We start from the raw sequence: 16,350 nt of genomic DNA on the forward strand, positions 1-16,350 counted from the left end.
GGCGCTGGAAGCGCTCGGCCGCTCGGTCGAGCGGGCCGCCGCCGAGCGCGCGGCCGCCGAGCAGGAGCGCACCGCCCGGGCTCGCGAGCTCGACGCCGTGCGCGCGGACACCGACCGCCTCGCCGGCGAGCTGCGCGAGCTGACCGACGTCGCGCACCGCGACGAGGTGGCGCGCGCCCAGCAGCGGCTGCGCCTGGAGCAGCTGCAGGCGCGCGCGGCCGAGGAGCTCGGCACCGACGCCGAGACGCTCGTCGAGGAGTTCGGGCCCCATCGCACGGTGCCGGTGCCGCGGCCCGAGGACGCGGCCGAGGAGGATCCCGACCCGGACCCCGTGCCGTACGTCCGCGAGGAGCAGGAGAAGCGGCTCCGGCAGGCCGAGCGGGCGCTGGCCCGGATCGGCACGGTCAACCCGCTGGCGCTGGAGGAGTTCGCCGCGCTGGAGGAGCGCCACCGGTTCCTCACCGAGCAGCTCGCCGACCTCAAGAAGTCGCGGCAGGACCTGCTGCAGATCGTCGAGGAGATCGACGAGCGGGTGCAGCAGGTGTTCGCCGAGGCGTTCCGCGACACCGCCGCGCAGTTCGACAAGGTGTTCCCGCGGCTGTTCCCCGGCGGCGAGGGCCGGCTGGTCCTCACCGACCCGTCGGACCTGCTCACCACGGGCATCGAGGTCGAGGCCCGCCCCGCGGGCAAGAAGGTCAAGCGCCTGAGCCTGCTGTCGGGCGGCGAGCGGTCGCTGACCGCCGTGGCGTTCCTCGTGTCGATCTTCAAGGCCCGGCCCTCGCCGTTCTACGTCATGGACGAGGTGGAGGCCGCCCTGGACGACGTCAACCTGGGCCGGCTGCTGGAGATCTTCACCGAGCTGCAGCGCGACTCCCAGCTCATCGTCATCACCCACCAGAAGCGCACGATGGAGGTCGCCGACGCGCTGTACGGCGTGACCATGCGCGGCGACGGCGTCACGACGGTGATCTCACAACGTCTTCGCGAAACGGCCGACGCCTGAGCACGTCTCGCGGGGCAGGCTCGTGCGGATGCGCGCGACAATGGACGCATGCTCACGTTCGTCGTCTGGTGCCTCGTCACGCTCGTGCTCGTCGCCACGGTGTTCCTCGTGGCGCACGTCATGGAGCGGGCTGAGGCGACCCCGGGCGACGAGACCGTCGGCGGCGTGCGCGGCTGGTGGCGCAACTTCCGCTCGGGCCTGCGGCTGCGGCGCGACGAGGTGCCCCGCCCGGTCGACACGGACCTGGACACGTTCTTCGCCGGCCGGGTGGAGACGGGCCCGGCGTACGTCGACGCCGAGGAGATCGGCGACGTGCTGCAGCGGGCCCGCCAGCAGGCGCGCAGCACGCTGCACCCGAACGGCCAGCAGCGCCCGCGCTGACCGGGCCCGGCTGCCCCGCCGCGTCTGACGGCCTGGCCGACGACGGCGGGGCCGGGGGTGCGGCCCGCCCCCTCCGGCTGGCGGTTCTGGGAGACTGGAGCGCGTGAACGACGTCCTGCTCTGGCTGATCCCCCTCGTCGTGGTCGTGGCCGGCGGCGGCACCGCGGCCCTGCTCGTGCCGCGCGCCCGCCGCCGCCGGCAGCTGCCGCCCGGCACCGTCGTCGAGCCCCCGGCGCCGCGCGCGGAGACGACGACGCCCGCCGCGGGCACCACCGTGGCCGAGCCGCCCGCCCCCGAGGCGCCGGCCGAGGTCGCGCCGCAGGCACCCCCGGTCCTGGAGCGCCCGGAGCCGGCCGCCGGCCGCCTGGTGCGGCTGCGCGACCGCCTGGCGCGCTCCGGCTCGCCCCTCGGCGCCCGCCTGCTGGCAGTGCTCTCGCGCGACCAGCTCACCGAGGACGACTGGGACGAGCTGGAGGAGACGCTCCTGCTCGCCGACATCGGGGCCGGACCGGCCGGGGAGCTGCTCGACGCCCTGCGCACCCGCGTGCGCGTTCTCGGCGTCAGCGACCCCCAGGCGGTGCGCGGCCTGCTGCGCGAGGAGCTCGTCAAGCTCGTCGACCCCACGCTGGACCGGTCGCTGCACCTCACCGGCCCGGTCGCCGAGGACGGCACCCGCAAGCCCGCCGTGATGCTGGTGGTCGGCGTCAACGGCACCGGCAAGACGACGACCGTCGGCAAGCTGGCCCGCGTGCTCGTCGCCGAGGGCAAGGACGTGGTGCTCGGCGCCGCCGACACCTTCCGCGCCGCGGCAGCCGACCAGCTCGAGACCTGGGGCTCGCGCGTCGGCGTGCCGACGGTCCGTTCCGACCGCGACGGCGCCGACCCCGCCGCCGTGGCGTTCGACGCCGTGCGGCGCGGCGTGGCCGACGGCGCCGACGTCGTCCTCGTGGACACCGCCGGGCGCCTGCAGAACAAGGCCGGCCTCATGGACGAGCTGGGCAAGATCACCCGCGTGGTCTCCCGCGAGGCCGCCCCGAGCGAGGTGCTGCTGGTGCTCGACGCCACCACCGGGCAGAACGGCATGACCCAGGCGCGGGTCTTCGCCGAGGTCGCCGGGGTCACCGGCATCGCGCTGACCAAGCTCGACGGCACGGCCAAGGGCGGCATCGTCGTGGCCGTGCAGCGCGAGCTCGGCGTGCCGGTCAAGCTCGTCGGCCTGGGGGAGGGCCCGGACGACCTCGCGCCGTTCGACGCGGAGCAGTTCGTCGACGGCATCCTGGGCGCCTGAGGCGCGCGGCCCGGGCCGCGCGCCGGGCCGGACGCACCATCCACGGCGGGGCCGTGGCCGGATCACGGTCCGGTCACGGCCCCGCCGTCGTCGTCCCGGATCGTGGACTTACGGCCGCGGGAAACCCGATGTTTACGCGTGGGGCGCCACCGTCACACGCGCGTAACGCGCCGTCGTCGCCACCGAAACGCCGCTCCGTGACCGTTGGTGCTGACCCGGCCGAGGGGCCGACCGACGGGAGGAAACCATGGTGGAGTTGGACACCGGGGCAACCGCGTGGATGCTGGTCTCAGCGTCCCTGGTGCTCCTGATGACGCCCGGCCTGGCGCTGTTCTACGGCGGCATGGTGCGCGGCAAGTCCGTGCTGAACATGATGATGATGTCCTTCTCGGCGATCGCCGTGGTGGGCGTCATCTACGTGCTGTGGGGCTGGTCGATGTCGTACGGCTCCGACGTCGGCGGCATCTTCGGCAACCCGTTCGACCAGTTCGGCCTGAGCGGCGCCATCTACGACAGCGCCGGCAACTTCCTCATCGACGACTACGGGGTGCCGGGCATCGTCGGCGTCGGCTTCCAGGCCACGTTCGCGGTCATCACCGTGGCCCTCATCTCCGGCGCGATCGCCGACCGGGTGAAGTTCGGCACCTGGCTGGTCTTCGTGGCCCTGTGGGTCACGCTCGGCTACTTCCCGATGGCCCACATGGTCTGGGGCGGCGGCCTGCTGTCCGGCGACGGCCCGTTCGGCTCGATCGCCACGCCGATCGACTTCGCCGGCGGCACCGTGGTGCACATCAACGCCGGTGTGGCGGGCCTGGTCCTGGCCCTGGTCGTCGGCAAGCGCAAGGGCTTCGGCACCGAGCCGATGCGCCCGCACAACCTGCCGCTGGTCATGCTGGGCGCCGCGCTGCTGTGGTTCGGCTGGTTCGGGTTCAACGCCGGCTCCGCGTTCACCGCCGACGGAAACGCCGGTCTCGCCTGGGTCAACACGACAGTGGCCACCTCCGCCGCCATGCTCGGCTGGCTCCTGGTGGAGCGCCTGCGCGACGGCCACGCCACGTCGCTCGGCGCCGCCTCCGGCGTCGTGGCCGGCCTGGTCGCCATCACGCCGGCCGCCGGCTCGGTCAGCCCCATCGGCGCCATCCCGCTCGGCGCGATCGCCGGCGTGCTGTCCGCCCTCGCGGTGGGCCTGAAGTACAAGCTCGGCTACGACGACTCGCTCGACGTCGTCGGCGTCCACCTGGTCTCCGGCCTGTGGGGCACGGTGGCGATCGGCTTCCTCGCCACCGAGACCGGTCTGTTCTACGGCGGCGGCGCCGCCCAGCTGGCCGTGCAGGTGATCATCGCCGTCGTGGCAGTGATCTTCTCCGGCGTCGTCACCGCGGTCATCGCGCTGGCCATCAAGGCCGCCGGCGGCTGGCGGGTCACCCCCGAGAACGAGGTCGCCGGCATCGACCTCGCCGTGCACGGCGAGACGGCGTACGAGACCATCACGCAGGGTTCCGGTTCCGTCATCAGGGAGGTCCGCGCATGAAGCTCGTCACCGGGGTCATCCAGCCCCACCGTCTGGACGACGTGAAGTCGGCCCTCGAGGCCGCGGGCGTCCGCGGCATGACCGTCAGCGAGGCGAGCGGCTACGGCCGGCAGAAGGGCCACACCGAGGTCTACCGCGGTGCCGAGTACACCGTGGACCTGGTGCCCAAGGTGCGCGTCGAGGTGCTGGTCGACGACGAGGACGCCAAGGCCGTGGTGGACGTCGTCGTGAGCGCCGCGCAGACCGGCAAGATCGGTGACGGCAAGGTCTGGGTCGTCCCGGTCGACGACGTGGCCCGCGTCCGCACCGGCGAGCACGGCGTCTCCGCGCTCTGAGCGCCGCATGACCGACCTGTCCCTCCCGGGCACGGACGGCGGCGAGGCCCCGCACCCCGCTGAGGGGGTGCGGGGCCTTCCGCGTCACGGGCTGGGCGACCTGCGCGCCACCCTGCTCACCGTCGCGGCGGACCTCACCGGCCCGGGACGCTCCGGGGTCGCACGGCGCGCCGCGCTCGTGCAGGCCGCGACCCAGCGGCTCGGGGCGCTGTACGCCCAGGCCACCGCCGACGTCGCCCCCACCGGCATCGCGCTCGCCGCCGTCGGCAGCCTCGCGCGCGGCGACCTCGGGCCGCTGTCCGACCTCGACCTCGTGCTGGTGCACGACGGGCGCACGCACGACGCCGACACCCTCGCCCGGGTCGCCGAGAGGCTCTGGTACCCGCTGTGGGACTCGGGCGTCGACATCGACCACGCGGTGCGCTCCCTGAGCCAGACCCGCCAGGTGGCGTCCAAGGACCTCGCCGCCGCCGTGAGCTGGCTCGACGTGCGTCCCCTCGCCGGGGACGCCGTCGTGGTGCACCGCGCCGCGTCGGCGATCCTCACCGACTGGCGGGCCGCCTCGCGGCGCCGCCTGCCCGAGCTGCTCGCCTCGGCCCGGGAGCGGGCCGACCGCTCCGGCGAGCTGGCGTACCTCGTCGAGCCGGACCTCAAGGAGGCCCGCGGCGGCATCCGCGACGCCGTCCTGCTCTCGGCGCTGGCGGCCACCTGGCTGACCGACCGTCCCCACGGGGCCGTCGACCGGGCCTACGCCCACGTGCTCGACGTGCGCGACACCCTGCAGGTGGTCACCCGGCGGCGCACCAGCCGGCTGCTGCTGGCCGACCTCGACGAGGTCGCGGAGCGCTGCGGCTACGACGACCCCGACGAGCTGCTCGCCAGCCTGGCCGAGGCCGGCCGGGAGATCTCCTACGCCCTCGACTCGACGGTGCGGCGCGCCCGCCAGGCGCTGCAGCGGCCCGCCGCACGCACGCCCCTGCTGGTCCGCGGCCGGCGCACGCCGCCGCGGCTGCGGCCGGTGGGGGACGGGCTCGTGGAGCACGACGGCGAGCTGGTGCTCGCGATCGACGCCCGGCCCGACGCCGACCCGCTGCTGAGCCTGCGGGCCGCGGCGACCGCTGCCCGCACCGGGCTGGTGCTCTCGCCGGTGACCGTCGGCAGCCTCGCCTCGGGTGCCCCGCTGCCCGAGCCGTGGCCCCGGGCGGCGCGCCAGTCGTTCCTGCAGCTGCTGGGCTCCGGCCCGGCGCAGGTGCCGGTCTGGGAGGCCCTCGACCTGGCCGGCGTCGTCACCTCCTGGATCCCCGAGTGGGCCGGGGTGCGCAACCGGCCGCAGCGCGCGGCGATCCACCGGCACACCGTCGACCGGCACCTGGTGGAGACCGTGGCCAACGCCTCGGGCGCGCGCAAGCACGTGCCCGACCCCGCGGCGGTGCGCACCGAGGTGCTGCTGCTCGCCGCGCTGCTGCACGACGTCGGCAAGCGCCGCGGCGCCGCCCTGCCCGACCACGCGAGCGAGGGCGCGCGGCTCGTGCCCGGCATCCTGGCGCGGATGGGGTTCGGCGCCGACGTCGCGCGCGACGTGCAGCGGCTGGTGCGCCACCACCTCGTGCTCGGCGACCTGGCGACCACGGCGGACCCCGCCGACCCGGCGACGGCGGCCCGGCTGCTCGACGCCGTCGACCACCGTGCCGACCTGCTCGCCGGGCTGCGGGCCCTCACCGAGGCCGACGCCTCCTCGCTCGGGGCCAAGAACGGCTGGACCGCCTGGCGTGCGCGGCTGGTCGACGACCTGACCGACCGGGCCCGGGCGATGCTCGCCGCGCGAGCCGCCGGGTAGGCTGGGGGACCGCACCACGCCCCATCGAGAACCCTGAGGACCTGACTGGTGTTCAACTCCCTGTCGGACCGGCTCACCTCGACCTTCAAGAACCTGCGCGGTCGAGGTCGGCTGTCGGAGGCGGACATCGACGCCACCGTGCGGGAGATCCGCCGCGCGCTGCTGGACGCCGACGTCGCCGTCCCGGTCGTGCGCGAGTTCACTGCTGCCGTGCGCGAGCGCGCCCTGTCGGCCGAGGTGTCGCAGGCGCTCAACCCGGCGCAGCAGGTCGTCAAGATCGTCAACGAGCAGCTCGTCGAGATCCTCGGCGGCGCGACCCGCCCGCTCCAGCTGGCCAAGACGCCGCCGACCGTGATCATGCTCGCCGGCCTCCAGGGCGCGGGCAAGACGACGCTGGCCGGCAAGCTGGCGCTCGCGCTGCGCGAGCAGGGCCACACGCCCGTGCTCGTCGCCGCCGACCTGCAGCGGCCCAACGCCGTGACGCAGCTGTCGGTGGTCGCCGAGCGCGCGGGCGTGCCCGTCTTCGCGCCGCACCCGGGCAACCAGGGTGCCGAGACCGACGCCGTGATCGGCGACCCGGTGAGCGTCGCCCGCGACGGCGTGGCGTTCGCCCGCGAGAAGCAGCACGACGTCGTGATCGTCGACACCGCCGGCCGTCTCGGCGTCGACCAGCTGCTCATGCAGCAGGCCGCCGACATCCGCGCCGCCGTCCAGCCGGACGAGGTGCTGTTCGTCATCGACGCGATGATCGGCCAGGACGCCGTCGCCACCGCGCAGGCGTTCCTCGAGGGCGTCGACTTCACCGGCGTCGTGCTGTCCAAGCTGGACGGCGACGCCCGCGGCGGTGCGGCCCTGAGCGTGGCCGGGATCACCGGCCGGCCGATCATGTTCGCCTCCACGGGCGAGAAGCTCACCGACTTCGAGGTCTTCCACCCCGACCGCATGGCGTCGCGCATCCTCGACATGGGTGACGTGCTGACGCTCATCGAGCAGGCCGAGCGCGCCTTCGACGCCGAGCAGGCCGAGAAGATGGCGCAGAAGGTCGCCACGGGGCAGGACTTCACGCTGGCCGACTTCCTGGTGCAGATGCAGCAGATGAAGAAGCTCGGCTCGATGAAGAAGATGCTCGGCATGCTGCCGGGCATGGGCCAGATGCGCGAGGCGATCGAGCAGTTCGACGAGCGCGAGGTCGACCGCATCGAGGCGATCATCAAGTCGATGACGCCGGCCGAGCGCGACAACCCGAAGATCATCAACGGCTCGCGGCGCGCGCGCATCGCCCGCGGCTCCGGGTCCACCACCACGGCCGTCAACCAGCTGCTGGAGCGGTTCGAGGCCGCGCAGAAGATGATGCGCCAGATGGCCCGCGGCGGCGGCGCCCCCGGGATGCCGGCGATGCCGGGCATGCCCGGGATGGGCGGCGGCAAGAAGTCGCGCGGCAAGCAGGCGCCGGCCAAGAAGGTCAAGGGCAAGTCGGGCAACCCCGCCAAGCGCGCCCAGCAGGAGCGCGAGGCGATGCAGCGCGCCCTCGGCGGCCCGGCGACGCCGTCCGCGCCGTCCGGCTCGGCCTTCGGCGTCGGCAAGCAGGCCGAGCAGGACGTCGACCTGTCCAACCTGCAGCTGCCGGGCGGGCTCGACAAGCTCCTCGGCGGCCGCTGACCTCCGTATCCCCGTCGTCGGGCACCCCGCCGGACCTCCTCGCCGGGCCCGCCCCGGGTCCGCTTGGAGCCGCCCGGCGGCGTCTGGCACAATGTCCCGGTACTCGGTGTGCCCAGGCCCCTCTCACCTGCGCAGACCGCGTCCTGACCTGCACCACCGCCCGGACCCCACGACGCGGTGCGCGCGGGTCGCCCACACAGAACCAGGAGTGACCACAACAGTGGCCGTCAAGATTCGCCTCAAGCGCCTCGGCAAGATCCGGGCCCCGTACTACCGTGTCGTCGTCGCCGACTCGCGCACCAAGCGCGACGGTCGCGTGATCGAGGAGATCGGCAAGTACCACCCGACCGAGGAGCCCTCGTTCATCGAGATCTCCTCCGAGCGCGCGCAGTACTGGCTCGGCGTCGGCGCGCAGCCGACCGAGCAGGTCCTCGCCCTCCTCAAGGTCACGGGCGACTGGCAGAAGTTCAAGGGTCTCGACGGTGCCGAGGGCACCCTCAAGACCAAGGCCGCCAAGGCCGACTCCGCGGCTGCGGTCGAGGCCGTCGCCGCCGAGGCCGAGAAGGTCAAGGCGAACGCCGCGCAGGCCAAGACCGCCGCGCCGGCGGAGGCCGAGGCCCCCGCCGAGGCTGACGAGGCCTGATGCTCGCGGACGCCCTCGAGCACCTGGTGCGCGGCATCGTCGACAACCCGGACGACGTCCGGGTGTCGCAGCGGCCGCTGCGCCGGGGTGACCTGCTCGAGGTCCGCGTGCACCCGGACGACCTGGGCCGAGTGATCGGCCGAGGCGGCCGGACCGCCAAGGCGCTGCGCACCGTGATCGGCGCGCTGGCGACCGAGGGCCCGGTGCGGGTCGACGTCGTCGACGTCGACCGGCGCTGAGGCTCCACCGCACGAACGACGAGGCCCGGTCCGCCACGGACCGGGCCTCGTCGCGTCCCGGCCCGCCCGCGGCGGGCCCGCACCCCAGGGAGACGACATGGAGCTCGTGGTCGCACGGATCGGCCGCGCCCACGGCCTGCGCGGCGAGGTGGTGCTCGACCTGCGCACCGACGACCCGGAGGCCCGGCTGGCGGTCGGCGCGACGCTGGCGACGCAGCCCCCGGCCGCCGGCCCGCTGACCGTCACGCGGGTGCGGCTGCACCAGGACCGCTGGCTGGTGACGTTCGCCGAGGCGGCCGACCGGACCGCCGCCGAGGCGCTGCGCGGCGTAGAGCTCGTCGTCGAGGCCGACGCCTCCGACGAGGAGGACGCCTGGTACCCGCACGAGCTGCGCGGCCTGCGCGCCGAGCTGACGGACGGCACGGTCGTCGGCGAGGTCGTCGCGCTCGAGCACCTGCCCGCCCAGGACGCCCTCCTCGTGGCCGAGGCGCTGCCCGACGGCACCACCGTGCGCACGCTCGTGCCGTTCGTGCGCGCGATCGTGCCGGTGGTCGACGTCGCCGCCGGGCGCGTGGTGCTCGACCCGCCCGGCGGGCTGCTGGCGCGCGACGCCGACGCCGTCGTCGTCGACCTGCCCGAGCCGGGCGACGACGGCCCGGGCGCCGACCAGCCGGGCGCCGACGCCGCACCTGACGCCGCCGGGGAGCGCTGACGTGCGCATCGACGTCGTGACGATCTTCCCGGACTACCTGGCCGCCCTGGACCTGTCGCTGGTCGGCAAGGCGCGCCAGGCCGGGCTGCTCGACCTGCGCGTGCACGACCTGCGCGACTGGACGACCGACCGGCACCGCACCGTCGACGACACCCCGTTCGGCGGTGGAGCGGGGATGGTCATGCGGCCGGACGTCTGGGGCCGGGCGCTGGACGACGTGCTCGGCGACGACGGCCACCTGGTGATCCCTACCCCGTCGGGCGAGGTGTTCACGCAGCGGCACGCCGAGGCCCTCGCGGGCGAGGGGCACCTCGTCGTGGCCTGCGGGCGGTACGAAGGCATCGACGCGCGGGTGGCCGAGCGCTACCGCGCCGCGGGGCGCCGGGTCAGCGAGCTGTCCATCGGCGACTACGTGCTCAACGGCGGCGAGGTCGCCGCCCTGGTGATGATCGAGGCGGTCGGCCGGCTGCTGCCCGGCGTCGTCGGCAACCCGGCCTCCCTGGTGGAGGAGTCGCACGGCGCCGCAGGGCTGCTCGAGTACCCCGTGTACACCAAGCCGCCGGCGTGGGAGGACCTCGACGTGCCGGACGTGCTGCTGTCCGGCCACCACGCCCGCATCGACCGCTGGCGGCGCGACCGCGCCCTGGAGCGCACCGCCGAGCGCCGGCCCGACATGCTGGCGGCCCTGGACGTCGCCGCGCTCGACAAGCACGACCTGCGCCTGCTCGACGCCCTGGGCTGGCGCGTCGTGGGCGGCCGGCTCGCGCGGGCCGCGGACGGCGCAGCGGGCGACGGGGGAGCCGGCGGCGGGGACGCCCCCGGCTCGGGTGTGGCAGAATAGTCCGCTGGCTGCGTCGACGGCCGCCAGCACCAGGTCTCTGCCACAGGGGAGACCAGAGCGACGACTCGCTCGCTGGACGCCGGACGCACCGCACATCGATCCGAACGACCCGCGCACGGCGCGGGCCTGAGCTTGCACCTGACCTGTGGCAGGGCGGGGAGACATCATGCACACGCTCGACTTCGTCGACGCAGCGTCGCTGCGCTCCGACATCCCGGACTTCCGCGCCGGCGACACCCTCAAGGTCAACGTCAAGGTCGTCGAGGGCAACCGCTCCCGCATCCAGGCCTTCCAGGGCGTCGTGATCGCGCGCCAGGGCGACGGCGTCCGCGAGACGTTCACCGTCCGCAAGGTCAGCTTCGGCGTCGGCGTGGAGCGCACGTTCCCCGTCCACGCCCCGACGATCGACTCGGTCGAGGTCGTCACCCGCGGTGACGTCCGTCGCGCGAAGCTGTACTACCTGCGCTCGCTGCGTGGCAAGAAGGCGAAGATCAAGGAGAAGCGCGAGCGCTGAGCTCGTCCTTCCCCCCGCCGTCGGCGCGCCGGCGGCTACGCTCACGGGCGGTCCCTCTGGGGCCGCCCGTCGGCGTACCGGGACGGTTACCCGACGCCCGCAACCCCGTGGAAGAGTGAGCCCGTGACAGAACCAGACGTTTCGCCCGCCTCGGCATCCCCCTCGGGGGGAGCCCACCGCCGGGACCGGTCGACCGGTCGGCGGGGCGGGCGCGGGCTCGGGGTCCTGCGCGAGACGGCGGTCGTCGTCGTCAGCGCGCTGGTGCTCTCGTGGCTCATCAAGACCCTGCTCGTGCAGCCCTTCTACATCCCGAGCGGCTCCATGGAGGACACGCTCCAGGTGGGCGACCGGGTGATGGTCTCGCGGCTGGTCCCGCGCGCGCTCGACCTGCACCACGGCGACATCGTCGTGTTCCGGGACCCGGGCGGCTGGCTGCCGCCGTACGAGGCACCCGACCGCGGCCCGGTCGGCAACGCCGTCACCGAGGTGCTCACCTTCGTGGGCCTGCTGCCCCAGGACACCGGTGAGCACCTCATCAAGCGGGTCATCGGCCTGCCCGGGGACCACGTCACCTGCTGCGACGCCGAGGGGCGCGTCGAGGTCAACGGGTCGCCGATCGACGAGACCTACATCAAGCCCGGCTCGGTGCCGAGCCAGGACCCGTTCGACGTGACGGTGCCGGACGGCATGCTGTTCGTCATGGGCGACAACCGGCAGGACTCGCAGGACTCGCGCTACAACACCGCCAAGCCCGGCGGCGGGTTCGTGCCCGTCTCCAACGTGGTCGGCACGGCGTTCGCCACGGTGTGGCCGCTGGACCACGCCACGTGGCACCGCAACCCCGGCGACGTCTTCCGGGAGGTGCCGCAGCCGTGACGACGACGCCGCGCCGTCCGACCCCGCCGCGCTCGCGCGCGGCCGGCGGACCCCGCAAGCCCACGCTGCGCCACGAGCGAGCCATCCTCGGCAGCGGCGCCCGCCTCGTCGCCGGCATGGACGAGGTCGGCCGTGGCGCGCTCGCCGGCCCGGTGAGCGTCGGCGTCGTCGTCGTCGACGCGGCGACCCGCACCGCCCCGCAGGGGCTGGCCGACTCCAAGCTGCTCACACCCGCCGCGCGGGAGAGCCTCGTGCCGGCGGTGCGCCGCTGGGGCGTCGCCTGGGCGGTCGGCCACGCCGGCCCGGCGGAGATCGACGCCCACGGCATCGTCGCCGCGCTGCGGCTGGCCGGGCGCCGGGCGCTGGCCCAGGTGCGCCGCGTGTGCGGCGACGTGGACGTCGTGCTGCTGGACGGGGCGCACGACTGGCTGTCGCGCCGCGAGGTGGACCTGTTCGAGGCGGTCGACCTCGACGTCGCCGGGGCGCCGGAGGCCGACCCGGCGGTGCACACCCTCGTCAAGGCCGACCTGCAGTGCTCCTCGGCCGCCGCCGCGAGCGTGCTCGCCAAGGTGGAGCGCGACATGCTGCTGACCCGGCTGGCGCGCCAGTACCCGACGTACGCCTGGGAGCAGAACAAGGGCTACTCGGCGCCCGCCCACCTGGAGGCGCTGCGCCGGCACGGCACGACGCCGCAGCACCGGCGCTCGTGGAACCTCAAGGCGATCGCCGGCGGCCAGGAGGCGGCGGCGTCGGCCGTGTCGACCGTCTCGGCGGCGTCCGCGGAGTCGGCCCCCGAGACCGAGGCGTTCGAGGTGGCCGTCGCCCACAGCCTGTCCGTCGACGGAGCACCGGTGCCGGCCGCGTCGCCGCAGGTCGCGCCCGACACCACGGGCGCTGCGGATGACGCCGCGGTGCGGGCCGGCGGTGGGAGGATGACGTCGTGAGCGCCGAAGACCTCGAGAACTACGAGACCGAGATGGAGCTCGCCCTCTACCGCGAGTACCGCGACGTGGTGGGCCTGTTCTCGTACGTGGTGGAGACCGAGCGGCGGTTCTACCTCGCCAACCAGGTGGACCTGCAGGTGCGGTCCGCGGCCGGCGAGGTGTACTTCGAGCTGCGCCTCGCCGACGCCTGGGTCTGGGACGTCTACCGCTCCGCACGCTTCGTGAAGTCCGTGCGGGTGGTCACCTTCAAGGACGTCAACGTCGAGGAGCTCGCCAAGGCTGACCTCACGCTGTAGCGGTCGCGCCGCCGCGACGCCGGGCCCGGGCGGTGCCCACAGCCCCGGCCTCGCCGCCGACCTGCACAGGGGGGCCGTGGCCGGCCGACGCCGCCGCCGCACGCCGCGAGGCTGGCCGCGGAGGTGGTCGGCATGCGGGCGAAGGACGCCGTGGGCAGGTACGGGGAGCAGGTGGCCGCGCGCCACCTGGTCGAGCGCGGGTTCGAGCTGCTGGACCGCAACTGGCGCGGCACCGGCGGCGAGCTCGACGTCGTGGCGCTCGACGGGGCCACGCTCGTGGCCGTCGAGGTCAAGACGCGCCGCGGGGAGCTCTACGGGCACCCCGCCGAGGCGGTCACACCCGCGAAGCTCGTGCGGCTGCGCCGCCTGACCGGCCAGTGGCTGGACGAGCACGCGGCCGCGGCGCCGCGCCGCTTCCGCGAGGTGCGGATCGACGTCGTCGCGGTGGTCCTGCCGCGGGCGGGCGCCGCCCGCGTGGAGCACCTCGAGGGGGTGCTCTGAGTGAGCCTCGGGACGACGGCGGGCGTGGGCCTGGTCGGCCTGGCCGGCCACGTGGTCGAGGTGCAGGCGCAGCTGGCCTACTCGGTGCCCGGCTTCACGCTCGTGGGCCTGCCGGACACCTCGCTCAGCGAGGCGCGCGACCGGGTGCGCGCCGCGGTGCTGTCCAGCGGGATCGCCTGGCCCAACCGCAAGATCACCGTCAACCTGTCGCCGGCGTCGCTGCCCAAGGGCGGCTCGGCGTTCGACGTCTCGATCGCCGTCGCGGTGCTCGCCGGTGCCGGCGAGGTGCCCGCCGACGGGCTGGACCGGGTCGTGCACCTGGGCGAGCTCGGGCTGGACGGGCGGCTGCAGCCGGTGCGCGGCGTGCTGCCCGCCGTCGCGGCCGCGGTGGCCGCCGGGTTCCGCGACGTCGTCGTGCCCACCGCCGACGTCGAGGAGGCGTCGCTCGTCCCCGGCGCCCGCGTGCGGGGGGCCACCACCCTCGCCGAGGTCGTCGCGCTGCACGGCGGGACGCCGCCGCGGGTGCCCGACGTCGACCCCGTGCGGCGCCCGCGGGGGACGACCACCGACCGCGACCTGGGCGACCTGGTCGACCTCATGGGTCAGGAGGTCCCGCGCGTGGCGCTGGAGGTGGCCGCGGCCGGCGGGCACCACCTGCTGCTCACCGGCCCGCCGGGGGCCGGCAAGACGATGCTGGCCCAGCGGCTGCCGGGCATCCTGCCGGACCTCACCGAGCCGGAGGCGGTGGAGGTGACCGCCGTGCACTCGCTGGCGGGCACGTTCGACCCGGCCGCGGGGCTCATCACGCGCCCGCCGTACGAGGACCCGCACCACACGGCCACCCCCGCGTCCGTGGTGGGCGGCGGCTCCGGCACGCCGCGGCCGGGCGCGGCCTCCCGCGCCCACCGGGGCGTCCTGCTGCTCGACGAGGCCCCCGAGTTCCAGAGCAAGGTCCTGGAGACCCTGCGCCAGCCGCTGGAGCAGGGGGAGCTGGTGATCCACCGCGCGCACGGCGCCGCCCGGTTCCCGGCGCGGTTCCAGCTCGTCATGACGGCCAACCCGTGCCCGTGCGGCATGGGCTCGGGCAAAGGGCTCGACTGCACGTGCACGCCCATGGCGCGCCGCCGCTACTTCGGGCGGCTCTCCGGCCCGCTGCTGGACCGCGTGGACGTGCAGGTGGAGGTGCAGCCCGTCGGGCGGGTCGACTTCGCGGCCGGGGCGGGGGAGCCGTCGGCCGACGTGGCCGCCCGGGTCGCCGCCGCCCGGGAGGCCGCGCGCGCCCGGTACGCCGGCACGCCCTGGTCGGTGAACGCCGAGGCGCCGGGCAGCTGGCTGCGCGACCGGCTGCGTCCGCGCCGCGGCGTCCTCGCGGACGTCGACCGGGCCCTCGACGAGGGGCGGCTCAGCCTGCGCGGCGCCGACCGCGTGCTGCGGATCGCGTGGACGGTCGCCGACCTGGCGGGGCGGGACGCCCCGGCCGCCGGCGACGTGGCCTTCGCCATGGCGCTGCGCACCGGGAGGCGCGCATGAGCAGGCTCGCGTTCGACGCCTCGGACCCGCACCTCGCGCGGGCGGCGTGGAGCCGCATCGCCGAGCCGGGCGACGAGGTCGCCGGCGCGCTGGTGGCGCACCTGGGTGCGGCCGAGGCGCTCGGCTGGCTCGCCGAGGCGGCGGCCGCCGACGGCGTCCTCGCCCCGGCGCTCCCGGCGCTCCCGGCGCAGCCTGCGCCCGCCGACGGTGCGAGGGGCGCCGCGGGGACGGCGGCCGGGGTGCTGGCGACGGCGGTGGGACGCTGGGCGCCGCGGCTGGAGAACCTGGACCCGCGGCGCGAGCTGCGGGTGCTCGAGCGCACCGGCGGCGCGCTGCTGGTGCCCGGCGACCCGCGCTGGCCGCAGGCCCTGGACGACCTGGGCGCGGCGGCGCCGTTCGCCCTCTGGGTGCGGGGCGAGGCCGACCTCGCTGCCCTGTGCGCCCGCTCCGTCGCCGTGGTCGGCGCGCGCGCCTCGACCGGCTACGGCGAGCACGTCGCCGGCCAGGTCGCCGGCGGGCTGGCCGACCGGGGCTTCACTGTCGTCTCGGGCGGCGCCTACGGGATCGACGCCGTGGCTCACCGTGCTGCGCTCGTGGCCGGCGGGCCGACCGTCGCCGTCCTGGCCGGCGGCGTCGACCGCTTCTACCCGCAGGGCAACCAGGACCTGCTGCGCCGCGTCGCCGACAGCGGCGGCGCGGTCGTCAGCGAGGTGCCGCCCGGGTCGGCGCCGTACAAGCAGCGCTTCCTCGCCCGCAACCGGCTCATCGCCGCCGGGACGAACGCCACGGTGGTGGTGGAGGCCGCGTGGCGGTCCGGCGCGCTGTCGACGGCGCGCAAGGCCGCCGCGCTCCTGCGGCCCGTCGGGGCGGTCCCCGGCCCGGTCACGTCGATGGCGTCCGGCGGCTGCCACCAGCTGCTGCGCGACCAGGTCGCCGTCTGCGTCACCGACGCGGCCGAGGTGGCGGAGCTCGCGGGGGTGCTGGGGGCCGACGCCGCTCCCGAGCGCGTCGGCGCCGCGGCGCAGGGCGACGGCCTCGACGCCGTCGGGCGGGCGGTCCTCGACGCGCTGCCCGCGCGGGCGTCCGCGTCGGTGGGGTCGCTGGCGCGCGCCGCCGGGCTGTCGGTGCCCGAGGTGCTCGGCGGGCTCGGCGCGCTGGAGCTGCGCGGGCTCGCGCAGCCCGACGCCGGCCGCTGGCGGCGGGCGCGCCCGGGGCCGCGG

The 16,350-nt window shown here is 75.5% G+C and carries 18 protein-coding genes; all 18 read left to right on the forward strand.

The window, feature by feature from the left end:
- The coding region (locus GSF02_RS17095; protein WP_159798584.1) for an AAA family ATPase at positions 1–1,003 on the forward strand (1,003 nt) is incomplete at its 5' end.
- Between the two features lie 48 nt (positions 1,004–1,051).
- Positions 1,052–1,384, forward strand: a complete 333-nt coding sequence (locus GSF02_RS17100) for a hypothetical protein (protein ID WP_159798585.1) — start codon at positions 1,052–1,054, stop codon at positions 1,382–1,384.
- A 103-nt stretch (positions 1,385–1,487) separates the two neighbouring features.
- Positions 1,488–2,672 (forward strand): signal recognition particle-docking protein FtsY, encoded by a 1,185-nt coding sequence (gene ftsY, locus GSF02_RS17105; protein ID WP_159798586.1) that lies wholly within the window; start codon positions 1,488–1,490, stop codon positions 2,670–2,672.
- 247 nt (positions 2,673–2,919) lie between these two features.
- Positions 2,920–4,203: an ammonium transporter gene (locus tag GSF02_RS17110; protein WP_159798587.1), complete on the forward strand. Its 1,284-nt coding sequence runs from the start codon at positions 2,920–2,922 to the stop codon at positions 4,201–4,203.
- Positions 4,200–4,538: a P-II family nitrogen regulator gene (locus tag GSF02_RS17115; protein ID WP_159798588.1), complete on the forward strand. Its 339-nt coding sequence runs from the start codon at positions 4,200–4,202 to the stop codon at positions 4,536–4,538. Before GSF02_RS17110 ends, GSF02_RS17115 begins: the two co-directional genes overlap by 4 nt.
- Before the next feature lie 7 nt (positions 4,539–4,545).
- A complete protein-coding gene (locus tag GSF02_RS17120; protein WP_159798589.1) occupies positions 4,546–6,375 on the forward strand; it encodes a [protein-PII] uridylyltransferase family protein in 1,830 nt (609 codons plus the stop codon).
- Between the two features lie 48 nt (positions 6,376–6,423).
- Complete coding sequence (ffh, locus tag GSF02_RS17125) at positions 6,424–8,034, forward strand: signal recognition particle protein (RefSeq protein WP_159798590.1); 1,611 nt, start codon at positions 6,424–6,426, stop codon at positions 8,032–8,034.
- Positions 8,035–8,254: 220 nt separating this feature from the next.
- The gene (rpsP, locus tag GSF02_RS17130; protein WP_159798598.1) at positions 8,255–8,677 is read left to right on the forward strand and encodes a 30S ribosomal protein S16; all 423 of its coding nucleotides are present in this window, start codon (positions 8,255–8,257) and stop codon (positions 8,675–8,677) included.
- Entirely contained in the window at positions 8,677–8,916 is a 240-nt protein-coding gene (locus tag GSF02_RS17135; RefSeq protein ID WP_159798591.1) for an RNA-binding protein, read from the forward strand. Before rpsP ends, GSF02_RS17135 begins: the two co-directional genes overlap by 1 nt.
- 97 nt (positions 8,917–9,013) lie before the next feature.
- The gene (gene rimM, locus GSF02_RS17140) at positions 9,014–9,628 is read left to right on the forward strand and encodes a ribosome maturation factor RimM (RefSeq protein WP_159798592.1); all 615 of its coding nucleotides are present in this window, start codon (positions 9,014–9,016) and stop codon (positions 9,626–9,628) included.
- A 1-nt stretch (position 9,629) separates the two neighbouring features.
- On the forward strand, positions 9,630–10,469 hold the full coding sequence (gene trmD, locus GSF02_RS17145) for a tRNA (guanosine(37)-N1)-methyltransferase TrmD (RefSeq protein WP_159798593.1): 840 nt from the start codon (positions 9,630–9,632) through the stop codon (positions 10,467–10,469).
- 166 nt (positions 10,470–10,635) lie between these two features.
- Positions 10,636–10,983, forward strand: a complete 348-nt coding sequence (gene rplS, locus GSF02_RS17150; protein WP_159798594.1) for a 50S ribosomal protein L19 — start codon at positions 10,636–10,638, stop codon at positions 10,981–10,983.
- A 123-nt stretch (positions 10,984–11,106) separates the two neighbouring features.
- On the forward strand, positions 11,107–11,859 hold the full coding sequence (gene lepB, locus GSF02_RS17155; RefSeq protein ID WP_201308977.1) for a signal peptidase I: 753 nt from the start codon (positions 11,107–11,109) through the stop codon (positions 11,857–11,859).
- A complete protein-coding gene (locus GSF02_RS17160; protein ID WP_408003915.1) occupies positions 11,856–12,803 on the forward strand; it encodes a ribonuclease HII in 948 nt (315 codons plus the stop codon). Before lepB ends, GSF02_RS17160 begins: the two co-directional genes overlap by 4 nt.
- Complete coding sequence (locus GSF02_RS17165; RefSeq protein ID WP_069983591.1) at positions 12,800–13,099, forward strand: DUF2469 domain-containing protein; 300 nt, start codon at positions 12,800–12,802, stop codon at positions 13,097–13,099. The genes GSF02_RS17160 and GSF02_RS17165 overlap by 4 nt, the downstream gene beginning before the upstream one ends.
- 132 nt (positions 13,100–13,231) lie before the next feature.
- The gene (locus GSF02_RS17170) at positions 13,232–13,600 is read left to right on the forward strand and encodes a YraN family protein (RefSeq protein WP_159798595.1); all 369 of its coding nucleotides are present in this window, start codon (positions 13,232–13,234) and stop codon (positions 13,598–13,600) included.
- Positions 13,601–15,130 carry a YifB family Mg chelatase-like AAA ATPase gene (locus tag GSF02_RS17175; RefSeq protein WP_159798596.1) on the forward strand — a complete coding sequence of 510 codons (1,530 nt, stop codon included), beginning with the start codon at positions 13,601–13,603 and terminating at the stop codon, positions 15,128–15,130.
- Positions 15,127–16,350 (forward strand): DNA-processing protein DprA (gene dprA, locus GSF02_RS17180; RefSeq protein ID WP_159798597.1); only part of this gene is annotated, 1,224 nt, incomplete at its 3' end. The genes GSF02_RS17175 and dprA, both read left to right, overlap by 4 nt.

This window comes from Puerhibacterium puerhi (genome assembly GCF_009846865.1).
Lineage (GTDB): Bacteria > Actinomycetota > Actinomycetes > Actinomycetales > Cellulomonadaceae > Puerhibacterium > Puerhibacterium puerhi.